Source organism: Agrobacterium sp. 22-226-1 (genome assembly GCF_053522345.1).
Genome location: NZ_JBNWCP010000003.1, coordinates 19,367 through 33,263, shown reverse-complemented (window position 1 = coordinate 33,263; position 13,897 = coordinate 19,367). Strand labels below are relative to the sequence as shown.

At 60.3% G+C, this 13,897-nt stretch carries 11 protein-coding genes; all 11 read right to left on the bottom strand.

Annotation, left to right across the window (positions count from 1 at the left end; all coding sequences use genetic code 11):
• Positions 1-67 precede the first annotated feature (67 nt).
• Complete coding sequence (locus ACQZ5K_RS05900; protein ID WP_003521510.1) at positions 68-1,735, bottom strand: ribonuclease J; 1,668 nt, start codon at positions 1,733-1,735, stop codon at positions 68-70.
• 203 nt (positions 1,736-1,938) lie between these two features.
• Positions 1,939-2,679, bottom strand: coding sequence for a biotin--[acetyl-CoA-carboxylase] ligase (locus tag ACQZ5K_RS05895; RefSeq protein WP_035262833.1), 741 nt, complete (start codon positions 2,677-2,679; stop codon positions 1,939-1,941).
• A 26-nt stretch (positions 2,680-2,705) separates the two neighbouring features.
• Complete coding sequence (gene nuoN, locus ACQZ5K_RS05890) at positions 2,706-4,148, bottom strand: NADH-quinone oxidoreductase subunit NuoN (RefSeq protein WP_448739868.1); 1,443 nt, start codon at positions 4,146-4,148, stop codon at positions 2,706-2,708.
• An 18-nt stretch (positions 4,149-4,166) separates the two neighbouring features.
• Positions 4,167-5,678: an NADH-quinone oxidoreductase subunit M gene (locus ACQZ5K_RS05885; RefSeq protein WP_448739867.1), complete on the bottom strand. Its 1,512-nt coding sequence runs from the start codon at positions 5,676-5,678 to the stop codon at positions 4,167-4,169.
• A complete protein-coding gene (gene nuoL, locus ACQZ5K_RS05880) occupies positions 5,678-7,675 on the bottom strand; it encodes an NADH-quinone oxidoreductase subunit L (protein WP_448739866.1) in 1,998 nt (665 codons plus the stop codon). The genes ACQZ5K_RS05885 and nuoL overlap by 1 nt, the downstream gene beginning before the upstream one ends.
• Positions 7,676-7,682: 7 nt before the next feature.
• Positions 7,683-7,991: an NADH-quinone oxidoreductase subunit NuoK gene (gene nuoK / locus ACQZ5K_RS05875; RefSeq protein ID WP_003521516.1), complete on the bottom strand. Its 309-nt coding sequence runs from the start codon at positions 7,989-7,991 to the stop codon at positions 7,683-7,685.
• A gap of 28 nt (positions 7,992-8,019) precedes the next feature.
• Positions 8,020-8,634: an NADH-quinone oxidoreductase subunit J gene (locus ACQZ5K_RS05870; RefSeq protein ID WP_003521517.1), complete on the bottom strand. Its 615-nt coding sequence runs from the start codon at positions 8,632-8,634 to the stop codon at positions 8,020-8,022.
• Positions 8,635-8,770: 136 nt separating this feature from the next.
• Positions 8,771-9,262 carry an NADH-quinone oxidoreductase subunit NuoI gene (gene nuoI, locus ACQZ5K_RS05865; RefSeq protein WP_003496449.1) on the bottom strand — a complete coding sequence of 164 codons (492 nt, stop codon included), beginning with the start codon at positions 9,260-9,262 and terminating at the stop codon, positions 8,771-8,773.
• 36 nt (positions 9,263-9,298) lie between these two features.
• Positions 9,299-10,345 (bottom strand): NADH-quinone oxidoreductase subunit NuoH, encoded by a 1,047-nt coding sequence (gene nuoH, locus ACQZ5K_RS05860; RefSeq protein WP_003496451.1) that lies wholly within the window; start codon positions 10,343-10,345, stop codon positions 9,299-9,301.
• Between the two features lie 13 nt (positions 10,346-10,358).
• A complete protein-coding gene (gene nuoG, locus ACQZ5K_RS05855; protein WP_448739865.1) occupies positions 10,359-12,440 on the bottom strand; it encodes an NADH-quinone oxidoreductase subunit NuoG in 2,082 nt (693 codons plus the stop codon).
• A gap of 149 nt (positions 12,441-12,589) precedes the next feature.
• Positions 12,590-13,894 (bottom strand): NADH-quinone oxidoreductase subunit NuoF, encoded by a 1,305-nt coding sequence (nuoF, locus tag ACQZ5K_RS05850; protein WP_020012329.1) that lies wholly within the window; start codon positions 13,892-13,894, stop codon positions 12,590-12,592.
• Positions 13,895-13,897: the final 3 nt, after the last annotated feature.

Here is a 13,897-nt window from a genome sequence, read left to right as displayed (position 1 = left end):
GCCGCGCTTTGCGGCACGGCCCTGGAATCATCGGGAAAGAGACAGACGTCCCCGGCCGATTGCCGGCTCAGACCTTGGTTACAAAAACCGTCACGATCGGCTTCTTGCCCCAGCTCTGGTTGGCGGCGGCGCGCACGGCGCGGCGCACCGCTTCACGCAGCAGATCCAGATCCTTGCGGCGGGCACGCGGAATGCTTTCGACGGCGCCGAGCACGGCGTCATAAAGCGTGTCTTCCATCGCCTCATCCTCGTCGTCGAATTCCGGCAGGCCGAAGGGCACGACATCGGGGTCGCCGAGGAAATCGTAACGGCTATCCAGCACGACATTGACGGCCACATGGCCGGCGAAGGACAGTTTGCGGCGATTGCTGATGCCCATCTCGTCCATATCGCCGACGAGATTGCCATCCTTGAAGACGCGGCCATGCGGCACGTCGTCGATGACTTCCGCAGGACCCGGCGCAAGGCGCAGAACATTGCCGTTACGCACCTTCGGCACCTGCGAAATGCCGGCCTGTTCGGCCAGTTCCTTTTGCGCCACCAGATGCGCCGCCTCGCCATGCACGGGCACGACGATCTGCGGCTTCGTCCATTCATACATCTTCAGAAGTTCATTGCGGCGCGGATGGCCCGAGACATGCACCAGCGCCTCATTGTCGGTGACGATATGGACGCCCTGCTCGATGAGGCCGTTCTTGATGTCGATGATCGCCTTCTCATTGCCGGGAATGGCGCGCGAGGAAAACACCACCGTATCGCCGGAAGCCAGCGCCACATTGCGCATCTCGTCACGCGAGAGCTTGGCGAGTGCGGCGCGCGGCTCGCCCTGCGAACCGGTCAGGATCAGCACCACCCGGTCGCGCGGAATATAGCCGTATTCGTCTTCGGCCAGAAATGGCTTGATGCCTTCCATGATGCCGAGGTCCTGCGAGACGTTGACGACGCGCTTCAGCGACGAGCCGAGCAGCAGCACCTCGCGGCCGGCTGCTTCCGCGGCCTGCGCAATCGAGCGGATGCGCCCGACATTGGAGGAGAAGGTGGTGACTGCCACACGACCCTCGGCGTTTTCGATGATCTGCCGCAGGCCTTCGGAAACCTCGTGTTCGGAGGGCGACACACCATCGCGCACCGAATTGGTGCTGTCGCACATCAGCGCCAGCACGCCCTCTTCGCCGATGGCGCGGAAGCGGGCTTCATCCGTCAACGGACCGAGCGACGGCGCTTCGTCGATTTTCCAGTCACCGGTGTGGATGACATTGCCGAGCGGCGTGCGGATGACCAGCGACATCGGCTCCGGAATGGAGTGGTTGACGCCGACAGCCTCGATTTCGAACGGGCCGACATTGATGCGGTCGCCCGCCTTGAAGATCGTCACCGGAATTTCGGCGCGCGTGCCTTCATAGGCGCGCTTGGCTTCCAGCATGCCGGCGGTGAAGGGCGAGGCATAGACCGGCACGTTGAGGCCGGGCCACAGATCGTTCAGCGCGCCGTAATGGTCTTCATGGGCGTGGGTGATGATGATGCCCTTGAGGTTCTTTTTCTGCTCGGCGATATAGCTGATGTCAGGCAGCACCAGATCGACGCCCGGCAGGTCCGGGCCGGCGAAGGTCACGCCGCAATCCACCATAATCCATTGGCGCTTGCTTTCCGGCCCGTAGCCGTAAAGCGCCAGATTCATGCCGATTTCACCCACGCCGCCAAGCGGCACAAAGACCAGTTCGTCCTGTTTAGCCATTATTTTTCTTATCCATTCACGAAAGCACGCAGGCGACGGCAATTGGCCGCACCCGCCGCGCTCTTAAGCATCGGACCTGTTGAACCATCTGATCGACCGGGCCGATGCGGAACCGGTTTGTCACCCTGCTTTTCATGAGCCGCAGGAAAGCTCCAACCCGTCGAAAGCGGTTCGGCGCGGGCCTTCGGGTCGCGCCGTTCACCTCATCCGAAAAACACGTCGCCGGCGGCAATCGAGCGCCTTGCGCCCTCATCCTCATCCAGCAGCAGATAACCATTATCATCAATCCCGACGAAACGCCCGCCAATCGAACGGTCTGGGAAGTTGACGGTGATATGTTCGCCGATACCGCAGGCAGCGGCACGCCAGCCAGCCATGATGCCGGCGACGCCCCTGCCCTCGTCCCAATCCCCCAGCACCTCCGCCGTCTCACGGAAAAGATGGGCGAACAATTCGTCGGGCGAGCAGGACGCACCATGTTCGGAGAGCATGGTGACGGGGTAAAGCGGATTTTCCGGCTTATGGGCGATATTGATGCCGATGCCGATGACGATGGCGCGTCGGCCATCCGGCAGCAGCTCCGCCTCCATCAGAATGCCGCAGGTCTTGCGGCGTCCGATCAGAACGTCGTTCGGCCATTTGATTTCGAGCGGCTCACCACCCGTCGGCAGCACCGCGCGGATGGCGCGATAAACAGCCAGCGCGAAGGCAAGCGGCAGAGACCCTATGCGGTCCATCGGAGCGGGATCGATCAGAAGAAGCGAGGCGTAGAGATTGCCGGGTTCGGAGACCCATGGACGGCCGCGACGGCCGCGTCCGCCAGTCTGGCGGATGGCGGTGATCCACAGATTGCCGCCATCGCCCGCCCTTGCCTGGGCGAAACATTCCAGATTGGTCGATGGCGTTTCCGCCATCGCCTCGTGCCGGAAGTCATCGATGGACATCCGGCCCGTATGCTTGTGTGTGCTGCTCAAAAGAAGGTCTTTGCCGCAACTGTCACCGCGTTGCCGAGTGCACCGCCGAAGACGATGAAGGCGACAACGAAGAGGCCGGAAAGCGCATAAACGACTTTGAGTTCGCCGGCGGGACGCTCGAATTTGTCCTTGGCTTCATCGAACCACATGACCTTGACGACGCGGATATAATAATAGGCGCCGACAACCGAGCCGATCACACCGATGATGGCGAGCGGATAGAGCTTCGCCTCGATGGCTGCGAGGAAGACATAATACTTGCCGAAGAAGCCGGCGAGCGGCGGAATGCCGGCAAGCGAGAACATCAGGATCGTCAGCACAACCGCCATGAAGGGGTTGGAGGACGAGAGACCGGCCAGATCCTCGACAGTCTCGACATTGCCGATTTCCTTGCGGCGCATGGAGAGAATGCAGGCGAAGGTGCCGAGTGTCATGACCATATAAACCGTCATGTAGAGGATGACGCCGGCAATACCGGCTTCGGTGCCCGCAGCGAGACCGACCAGCGCATAACCCATGTGACCGATGGAGGAGTAAGCCATCAGGCGCTTGATGTTCTTCTGGCCGATTGCGGCAAAGGAGCCGAGCAGCATGGAGGCGATGGAGATGAACACAACGATCTGCTGCCAGTCGGCGAAGACCGGCTGGAACGCCTCAATGACGATGCGAACGAGGATCGCCATAGCGCCGATCTTCGGCGCAGCCGACAGGAACGCCGTTACCGGGGTCGGCGCACCTTCATAAACGTCCGGCGTCCACATGTGGAACGGCACGGCCGAAATCTTGAAGGCGAGACCGGCGAGAACGAAGACCAGACCGAAGACCAGACCGAGCGAACGGGTTTCCGAGGCCAGAACCTGGGCGATTTCGGTGAAGCCGGTATTGCCGGTGAAGCCGTAGACCAGCGACATGCCGTAAAGCAGCATGCCGGAAGACAGCGCGCCGAGCACGAAATACTTCAGGCCCGCTTCGGTGGAGCGCAGGCTTTCACGGTTGATGGCGCAGACGACGTAGAGCGCCAGCGACTGCAGTTCCAGCGCCATGTAGAGCGAGATCAGGTTGTTGGCCGAGATCATCAGCAGGACGCCGAGGGTCGCAAGAACCAACAGCACCGGATATTCGAAACGGCCGATGGGTTCGAAACGGCCCTGACCGACGGCGAGGATCATGGCGGTGATGGAGCCGATAAGCGCCAGTACCTTCATGAAGTTGCCGAAGGCATCGGCGATGTAGACACCGCCGAAAGCCACGCCCGAAGCGGGGGCAAAGATGATCCAGAGACCGACGACGAGCAGGAGGGCAACGGCAAGGCCGGTGACCGTCGTTGTCGACTTGTCGCCCGAGAAGACGCCAATCATGAGCAGCGCCAGCGCGCCGACCGCAAGGATCAGCTCGGGCGTCGCAATGTGCAGACTGGCAAAAAGGATTTCAGCGGTCATGTCCAACGGGTCCTGTCGTCAATTCATAGAGAGCGCAACATTTTGCGCCGCCTGCAGTGCAGCCGAATAGTTGTTTACCAGAAGATCGACCGATGCGGCTGTCGCATCGAACACCGGCGCCGGATAGACACCGAAGAAGATCGTCAACACCACCAGCGGATAAAGGATGACCTTTTCGCGGGTCGACAGATCGAGCATCGATTTCAGGCTTTCCTTCTCGAGCGCGCCGAAGATCACGCGGCGGTAAAGCCACAGCGCATAAGCGGCCGAGAGGATGACGCCGGTTGCCGCAAACAGCGCGACCAGCGTGTTGGCGCGGAAGACGCCGATCAGCGTCAGAAATTCACCGATGAAGCCGGAGGTGCCGGGCAGACCGACATTGGCCATTGTGAAGATCATGAAGGCCACGGCATATTTTGGCATGTTGTTGACGAGGCCACCATAGGCCGCGATCTCGCGGGTATGCAGGCGGTCGTAGACAACACCGACGCAGAGGAAGAGCGCGCCCGAGACGATGCCGTGCGACAGCATCTGGAAGATTGCGCCCTGCACGCCCTGAACGTTGGCGGCGAAGATGCCCATGGTCACGTAACCCATGTGGGCGACGGAGGAATAGGCAATCAGCTTCTTGATGTCGTCCTGCATCATCGCGACCAGCGAGGTGTAGATGATGGCGAGAACCGACAGCGTGAAGACGAAGGGGGCGAAATAATCCGACGCCAAGGGGAACATCGACAGCGAGAAGCGGATGAAACCGTAACCGCCGAGCTTCAGCATGACGCCGGCAAGGATGACGGAACCTGCGGTCGGCGCCTGAACGTGGGCATCCGGCAGCCAGGTGTGGACCGGCCACATCGGCATCTTGACCGAGAAGGCAGCAAAACAGGCAAGCCACAGCCAGGTCTGCATGCCGGCCGGGAAGCCGTACTTCAGCAGTTCCGTCATATCGGTCGTGCCGGCCTGCCAGTACATGGCCATGATGGCGAGCATGGTCAGAACCGAGCCGAGCAGCGTGTAGAGGAAGAACTTGTAAGATGCGTAAACGCGATCCTTGCCGCCCCAGACGCCGATGATGATGAACATCGGGATCAGCGTCGCTTCGAAGAAGACGTAGAAAAGAACCGTATCCAGCGCCACGAAGACGCCGACCATGACGACTTCCAGCAGCAGGAAGGCGATCATGTATTCCTTGATGCGCTTCTCGACCGAATCCCAGCTTGCCAGCACGCAGAAAGGCATGAGGAAAGTGGTGAGGATGACGAAGAGCATGGAGATGCCGTCGACGCCGAGATGATAGGCGGCGATGTTGCCGAACCACTGGTGCTTCTCGACCATCTGGAAGCCGGGGTTCGAATTGTCGAAACCGATCCAGATGAACAGCGACACGATGAAGGTGAAGACCGTCGTTAGCAGCGAGACATTAAGAATGTTGCGGCGACCATAGGGGCCGTTCTCATTCGTCAGAAGCAGGAGCACCACGCCGACGAGCGGCAGAAAGGTGACCGTTGAAAGAATGGGCCAATCGGTCATCAGAGGGCACTCCCGAGCATCATCCAGGTGACAAGCGCCGCGATGCCGATCAGCATCGCAAAGGCATAGTGATAGAGGTAACCGGATTGCAGGCGGACCATGCGGTTGGTCACGTCAACCACACGCGCTGCAATGCCGTTCGGTCCATAGTGGTCGATGACGGCGACGTCGCCCTTCTTCCACAGGAAGCGGCCGAGCGCCTTTGCGGAACGAACGAAGAGGAAGTCATAGAGTTCGTCGAAGTACCACTTGTTGAGAAGGAACTGGTAGAGGCCACGATGGGTCTCGGCCAGACGCTTCGGCGTCTCCGGCGACTTAATGTACATGTACCAGGCGGTCACGAAACCAAGCGCCATCGCGAAGAACGGGCTCCACTTCACCCACAGCGGAACGTGGTGGAACTCTTCGAGGATTTCATTTTCCGGGAGCGTAAAGAGAGCGCCCTTCCAGAACTCGGCATATTCATGACCGAAGAAATAACCTTCGAAGGCAACACCGGCGAAGATCGCACCGACGGTGAGGATGAAAAGCGGGATCAGCATGACCATCGGCGATTCATGTACATGGTGCATGACGTCGGCAGATGCGCGCGGCTTGCCGAAGAAGGTCATGAAGGCCAGACGCCAGGAGTAGAAGCTGGTGAACAGCGCGGCGATGACCAGCAGCGTGAAGGCGAAACCAGACAGAACCGAATGCGAGGCATAGGCGGATTCGATGATGACGTCCTTCGAGAAGAAGCCGGCAAAACCGATCATCGTTCCCGGGATACCAACGCCCGTCAGCGCCAGCGTGCCGACAGTCATTGTCCAGAAGGTGATGGGGATATGCTTGCGCAGACCGCCCATGTAACGCATGTCCTGCTCGCCATCGACGGCGTGGATGACCGAGCCGGCGCACAAGAACAGCAGGGCCTTGAAGAAGGCGTGCGTGAAGAGGTGGAACACGGCAGCACCATAAGCGCCGACGCCGAGCGCCACGAACATGTAACCGAGCTGCGAGCAGGTCGAATAGGCGATGACGCGCTTGATGTCGTTCTGCACGAGGCCGACGGTTGCCGCGAAGAAGGCGGTGATCGCGCCGATCAGCGTCACGACGGTCAGCGCATCATGCGACAGTTCGAACAGCGGCGACATGCGGGCGACGAGGAACACGCCGGCGGTAACCATGGTTGCGGCGTGAATGAGGGCAGACACCGGGGTCGGGCCTTCCATCGCGTCCGGCAGCCAGGTGTGCAGCAGGAACTGCGCCGATTTACCCATCGCGCCCATGAAGAGCAGCAGGCACACGCCCGTCATCGCATTGGCCTTGTCCAGCTGCATGCCGAACAGGTTGATGACGGTTTCCGAGGAGGCAGCGCCTTCAGCCGGCAGATAGGTCGCAGCGGCAGCGAAGATCGTTTCGAAATTGATCGAGCCGAACAGCACGAACACGCCGCCAATGCCGAGAATGAAGCCGAAGTCACCGACGCGGTTGACGATGAAGGCCTTCATGGCGGCAGCCGATGCGGACGGCTTCTTGAACCAGAAACCGATCAGCAGATAGGACGCCAGACCCACACCTTCCCAGCCGAAGAACATCTGCAGCAGGTTGTCGGAGGTCACCAGCATCAGCATGGCGAAGGTGAAGAGCGACAGATAGGCGAAGAAACGCGGACGATGCGGATCGTGGTGCATGTATCCGATCGAATAAAGATGCACCAGCGTCGAGACGGTGTTGACGACGACGAACATAACGGCCGTCAGCGTGTCGATGCGGAACGCCCATTCGACATCGATGCCGCCGGACTGGATCCAGCGCAGCACGGTAACCTTTATCACCTCGCCCGGCTCGCCATGGGCGAGCGCGACGGTGAAGAACACGATCCACGACAGGATGGCGACCACGATCATCAGACCGGTGGTGACATATTCCGAAGCCTTGGCGCCGATGGAGCGGCCGAACAGGCCGGCGATCAGGAAGCCGATCAGTGGAAGAAAGACGATAGCCTTGTAGATCATAGCCTTATCAGCCCTTCATCATATTGACGTCTTCGACGGCGATCGATCCGCGGTTGCGGTAGAAGACAACGAGTATTGCAAGACCGATGGCCGCTTCGGCGGCTGCGACGGTCAGAATGAACAAAGCGAAGACCTGGCCGACAATGTCGTTCAGGAAGGCCGAGAAGGCCACCATGTTGATGTTGACCGCCAAGAGGATGAGTTCGATCGACATGAGAATGACGATGACGTTCTTCCGGTTGAGGAAGATGCCGAAGACGCCGATCGTGAAGAGGATCGCGCTGACCGTCAGGTAGTGGGAAAGACCGATTTCCATGTTCTGTTTCCTTGGATCCGTTCGCGCCTCAGATGCCCTGGCCCGGCTTGACCTTGACCGTGGTAACGGCGGTCTTCGGGTCGCGGCCGACCTGCGTGGAGATATCCTGCCGCTTGATGTCGGTGCGATGACGCAGCGTCAGCACGATAGCGCCGATCATGGCCACCAGCAGCACGAGGCCGGCGAGCTGGAAGAAGTAGACGTAATTTGTATAGAGCACGTCGCCGAGTGCGGCCGTATTGGTGCGTTCGGTGACAGGCGGGATCGGCATGGTGATGGACTTGGCCGCAATCGGGTTCAGCATGCTGCCGCCGACCACGACGATCAGTTCCGCCGCCAGGATGACACCGATCAGCGCGCCGACCGGGGCATATTGCAGCACGCCCGAGCGAAGCTCTGCAAAATCCACATCCAGCATCATGACGACGAAGAGGAAGAGCACCGCCACGGCGCCGACATAAACCACCAGCAGGATCATGCCGAGGAACTCGGCGCCCGTCAGCAGGAACAGCGCGGCTGCGTTGAAGAAGGTCAAAATCAGAAACAGCACCGAATGAACTGGGTTCTTCGATGCGATGACCATGAACGCAGACGCCACGGCGACGAAAGCGAATATATAAAAGAATACAGCGTGCAGACCCATGTTGGTGCCTTCTTGTCCTCATCGGGCAAAGATGGCTCGAAGGCCCCTCACCCGTTTCGTCCCCGCCGGCGAAAACCGCGCAGGCATTTTACTTTTCATCGCTATCCGGGGTCTCCCCCGGAAAGACGGTTGCGCCTTAACGGTAAGGCGCATCCAGTGCGAGGTTGCGTGCGATTTCACGCTCCCAGCGGTCGCCATTGTCGAGAAGCTTCTGCTTGTCGAAATAAAGCTCCTCGCGGGTTTCCGTCGCGAATTCGAAGTTCGGGCCTTCGACGATGGCATCCACCGGGCAGGCTTCCTGGCAGAAACCACAATAGATGCACTTCACCATGTCGATATCGTAACGGACCGTGCGGCGAGTGCCGTCATTGCGGCGCGGGCCGGCTTCGATGGTGATCGCCTGAGCGGGACAGATCGCTTCACACAGCTTGCAGGCGATGCAGCGTTCTTCACCGTTCGGATAACGGCGCAGCGCGTGCTCGCCACGGAAGCGCGGAGAGACCGGGCCCTTTTCGAAAGGATAGTTCACCGTCGCCTTCTGTTTGAAGAAGTGGCGCATCGTCAGCAGGATCGCGCCGACGAACTCCTTGAGGAACAGTGAATTGACGGCTTGGGAGAGGCTTGCCATCTCAGTCTCCAGATTTCTGAGCGAGGAGTACGGACATCAACCGGCCCACCCCGTCAGCTTCAATACGAATGCAACAATAACGACCATGGCGAGCGACAGCGGCAGGAATACCTTCCAGCCGAGACGCATGAGCTGGTCATAACGGTAACGCGGAACGAAAGCCTTGGTCAGAGCGATCATGAAGAAGACCATGCAGCCCTTCAACGCGAACCAGACAATGCCCGGAACCCAGTTCAGGAACCACACATCCACGATCGGCAGCCAGCCGCCCATGAACAGGATCGTCGTCAGGCAGCAGATCAGGACGATCGCAGCATATTCGCCGAGCATGAACATCATGTAAGGCGTGGAGCCGTATTCGACCATGTGACCGGCGACCAGTTCCGATTCCGCTTCCGGAAGGTCGAAGGGCGGGCGGTTGGTTTCGGCAAGGCCCGAAATGAAGAACACGATGAACATCGGGAACAGCGACAGCCAGTGCCAGTCGAGGAACGAGGCCGGCAGGCCGAGCATGGTGCCGAGGCCGGTCTTCTGGGCAAGCACGATGTCCGTCAGGTTCAGCGAACCGACGCAGAGCAGAACGGTAACGATGACGAGGCCGATCGACACTTCGTAGGACACCATCTGTGCCGCGGAGCGGAGCGCGCCGAGGAACGGGTACTTCGAGTTCGAAGCCCAGCCGCCCATGATGATGCCGTACACTTCAAGCGAGGAAATCGCGAAGATATAGAGGATGCCGACATTGATATTGGCGACGACCCAGCCCTCATTGAAGGGAATGACGGCATAGGTGGCGAGCGCCAGCGTCACCGCAACCAGCGGCGCCAGAAGGAAAACCGCCTTGTTGGCGCCGGCCGGAATGACAGGCTCCTTCAAGATGAACTTCAAAAGGTCGGCGAAGGACTGGAAGAGACCGAAGGGACCAACAACGTTCGGACCACGGCGCAGCTGCACGGCCGCCCAGACCTTACGGTCGGCAAGCAGCAGGAACGCGATGGCCACCAGAAGGCAAACGAGAAGCAGCAGGGACTGGCCGACCATGATCAGCGCGGGCCAGACGTAGCTCCAGAAAAACTGTTCCATAAATCCCCTACCCTTACTCTGCCGCAGCCTGGAAATTGTTGCGGGCCAATGCGGAGCACTCGGCCATGACGGCGGATGCGCGCGCAATCGGGTTCGTCAAATAAAAGTCTTTAACCGGCGAGGCAAACGCCGACTTGTTGAGCGAGCCAGTCTTGCCAGCCAGCGCTTCGATATCTTTGCCGTTGCCGGCGACAATCTCGTCGGTTTCCGCCAGATGCGGATGCGCGACATAGAGCTGGCCGCGGAGCGCCGACAGCGAATCGAACGGCAGCTTCTTGCCGAGAACATCGGACAGCGCACGCAGGATCGCCCAGTCTTCACGGGCTTCGCCCGGTGCGAAACCGGCGCGGTTGCCCACCTGCACGCGGCCTTCGGTGTTGACCCAGATACCGGATTTTTCGGTGTAGGCCGCGCCCGGAAGGATCACGTCGGCGTTCATCGCGCCCTGATCGCCATGGCTGCCGATATAGACGGTGAACTTCGCCCCCTTGTTGGAGAGGTCGAGTTCATCGGCGCCGAGCAGGAAGAGAACGTCCATGGACGCGACCATTTCAGCGGCGGCAACACCGCCCTCGCCCGGCACGAAGCCGATATCGAGACCGCCAACGCGGGCAGCGGCGGTGTGCAGAACCGAGAAGCCGTTCCACTCTTCGGTGACAGCACCTACCGAGGTGGCGAGCTTGGCGGCGGCAGCCAGTACGGCTGCACCATCGGCACGCGCCAGAGCACCCTGGCCGATGATGATCAGCGGGTTCTTGGCGGACTTCAGCTTGTCGACGAAGCTGTGCGAACCGTTGGCCAGATCGGACAGCGTTTCAGTGCCAGAACCGAGATATTCGTAATTGTAGCGCAGTTCGCCGGCTTCACCGATCACGCCGATCGGGAAACCGCCGCGACGCCAGCGCTTGCGGATGCGGGCGTTGAGGACGGCCGCTTCGTAACGCGGATTGGAACCGACGATCAGCAGGGCGTCGGCCTGTTCGATACCTTCGATGGTGGAATTGAACAGGTAGCTGGCGCGGCCGAGCGACGGGTCAAGCGCTGCGCCATCCTGACGGCAATCGACATTGGCCGAGCCGAGCGAAGCGAGAAGCGACTTCAGCGCGAACATTTCTTCGACGGACGACAGATCGCCGGCGATTGCACCGATCTTGTTGCCGGACGTTGCGGCAACAGCCTGCTTGATCGCGCCGAAGGCTTCGCCCCAGGTTGCGGGCTGCAGACGGCCATCCTTGCGGACGTAAGGCCGGTCGAGGCGCTGTGTCTTCAGGCCGTCCCAGATGAAACGGCTCTTGTCGGAAATCCACTCTTCATTGATCGCCTCGTTGACACGCGGCATGACGCGCATGACTTCGCGGCCACGGGTATCGACGCGGATGGCCGAACCGAGCGCGTCCATCACGTCGATGGTTTCGGTCTTGTTCAGTTCCCACGGACGGGCGGTGAAGGCGAAAGGCTTGGAGGTGAGCGCGCCGACCGGGCAGAGGTCAACAACGTTGCCCTGCAGCTCCGACGTCATCGCCTGCTCGAGATAGGTGGTGATTTCTGCATCTTCGCCGCGGCCGATCAGACCAAGTTCGGCAATGCCGGCGACTTCCGTGGTGAAACGGACGCAGCGCGTGCAGTGAATGCAGCGGTTCATGACCGTCTTGACGAGCGGTCCGATATATTTGTCTTCAACCGCGCGCTTGTTTTCCGCGTAACGCGAACCGGCGATACCGAAGGCCATTGCCTGGTCCTGCAGGTCGCATTCGCCGCCCTGGTCGCAGATCGGGCAATCCAGCGGGTGGTTGATAAGCAGGAACTCCATCACACCTTCGCGGGCCTTCTTGACCATCGGCGTGTTGGTGAAAACTTCAGGCAATTCGCCGTTCGGGCCGCCGCGAACATCGCGCACGCCCATGGCGCAGGAAGCGGCCGGCTTCGGCGGTCCGCCCTTTACCTCGATGAGACACATGCGGCAGTTACCCGCGACCGACAAGCGCTCATGAAAACAAAAGCGCGGAACTTCGGCGCCAGCCTCCTCGCACGCCTGCAACAGCGTGAAATGATCCGGAACCTCGATCTCTTTACCGTCAACCTTGAGCTTTGCCATGGTTCTACTTACGTCCTGTTGCCTGTTCGTCCCATGTCTCACACGGTCCGCAACAAATCCTTAATCGCGCCCGGCACCCGAAGGTTTGCCAGACGTTTCATGGTGTCGCGAGGCCGGAAAACTCCGGCTCCGCTCGAAGCCTTCGATGCTTATTCAGCGGCTTCCAGAACAGCGCCATCATCCATGGCCCTGTAGGTATATTGGTCGATGCGCTTTTCGATTTCCGGACGGAAATTGCGGATCAGCGCCTGTACCGGCCATGCGGCGGCGTCGCCGAGCGCACAGATGGTATGGCCTTCGATCTGCTTCGTCACTTCAAACAGCATGTCGATTTCGCGCTTCTGGGCATTGCCCTTGACCATGCGCTCCAGCACGCGCCACATCCAGCCGGTGCCTTCGCGGCACGGCGTGCACTGGCCGCAGCTTTCATGCTTGAAGAAGGCCGCGATGCGGGCAATCGCCTTGATGACGTCGGTGGACTTGTCCATGACGATCATGCCGCCGGTGCCGAAGGAGGATTTCACTTCGCGCATGCCGTCGAAGTCCATGATGGCGTCCTTCATGTCCTCACCGCGAACGATGGGGCAGGAAGCGCCGCCGGGAATGACGCCGAGCAGATTGTCCCAGCCGCCACGAATGCCACCGCAATGGTGTTCGATCAGCTCGCGGAAGGACAGGCCCAGCGCGTCTTCGAAGGTGCAGGGACGCTCGACATGGCCGGAGACCATGAACAGCTTGGTGCCGACATTGTTCGGACGGCCGATGGACGAGAACCATGCCGCGCCACGGCGCAGGATGGTCGGGGCAACGGCGATGGATTCAACGTTGTTGACGGTCGTCGGGCAGCCATAGAGGCCCATATTGGCCGGGAACGGCGGCTTCAGGCGCGGCTGGCCCTTCTTGCCTTCGAGGCTTTCGAGCAGAGCCGTCTCTTCGCCGCAGATATAGGCACCCGCGCCGTGATGGACGTAGATGTCGAAATCCCAGCCGTTCTTGTTGTTCTTGCCGAGCAGGCCGGCATCGTAGCACTCGTCGATGGCTGCCTGCAGCGCCTCACGCTCACGCATATATTCGCCGCGCACGTAGATATAGGCGGTATGCGCGCCCATGGCGAAACCGGCAATCACGCAGCCTTCGATCAACGTATGCGGATCGTTGCGCAGGATTTCGCGGTCCTTGCAGGTGCCGGGCTCGGATTCGTCGGCGTTGACGACGAGGTAATGCGGGCGGCCGTCATTTTCCTTCGGCATGAAGGACCATTTGAGACCCGTCGGGAAGCCAGCGCCGCCGCGACCGCGAAGGCCGGAAGCCTTCATCTCGTTGATGATCCAGTCACGGCCCTTTTCGATGATCTGTTTGGTGCCGTCCCAATGGCCGCGCGCTCTCACGCCCTTCAGGGACTTGTCCTTGAGGCCGTAGAGATTGGTAAAGATGCGATCCTGATCTTTTAACATGCT

Bases quoted from the DNA above. Each gene is read 5' to 3' on its own strand.
- ACQZ5K_RS05900 (WP_003521510.1), bottom strand. From the start codon at position 1,735: ATGGCTAAACAGGACGAACTGGTCTTTGTGCCGCTTGGCGGCGTGGGT.
- ACQZ5K_RS05895 (WP_035262833.1), bottom strand. From the start codon at position 2,679: ATGTCCATCGATGACTTCCGGCACGAGGCGATGGCGGAAACGCCATCG.
- nuoN (WP_448739868.1), bottom strand. From the start codon at position 4,148: ATGACCGCTGAAATCCTTTTTGCCAGTCTGCACATTGCGACGCCCGAG.
- ACQZ5K_RS05885 (WP_448739867.1), bottom strand. From the start codon at position 5,678: ATGACCGATTGGCCCATTCTTTCAACGGTCACCTTTCTGCCGCTCGTC.
- nuoL (WP_448739866.1), bottom strand. From the start codon at position 7,675: ATGATCTACAAGGCTATCGTCTTTCTTCCACTGATCGGCTTCCTGATC.
- nuoK (WP_003521516.1), bottom strand. From the start codon at position 7,991: ATGGAAATCGGTCTTTCCCACTACCTGACGGTCAGCGCGATCCTCTTC.
- ACQZ5K_RS05870 (WP_003521517.1), bottom strand. From the start codon at position 8,634: ATGGGTCTGCACGCTGTATTCTTTTATATATTCGCTTTCGTCGCCGTG.
- nuoI (WP_003496449.1), bottom strand. From the start codon at position 9,262: ATGGCAAGCCTCTCCCAAGCCGTCAATTCACTGTTCCTCAAGGAGTTC.
- nuoH (WP_003496451.1), bottom strand. From the start codon at position 10,345: ATGGAACAGTTTTTCTGGAGCTACGTCTGGCCCGCGCTGATCATGGTC.
- nuoG (WP_448739865.1), bottom strand. From the start codon at position 12,440: ATGGCAAAGCTCAAGGTTGACGGTAAAGAGATCGAGGTTCCGGATCAT.
- nuoF (WP_020012329.1), bottom strand. From the start codon at position 13,894: ATGTTAAAAGATCAGGATCGCATCTTTACCAATCTCTACGGCCTCAAG.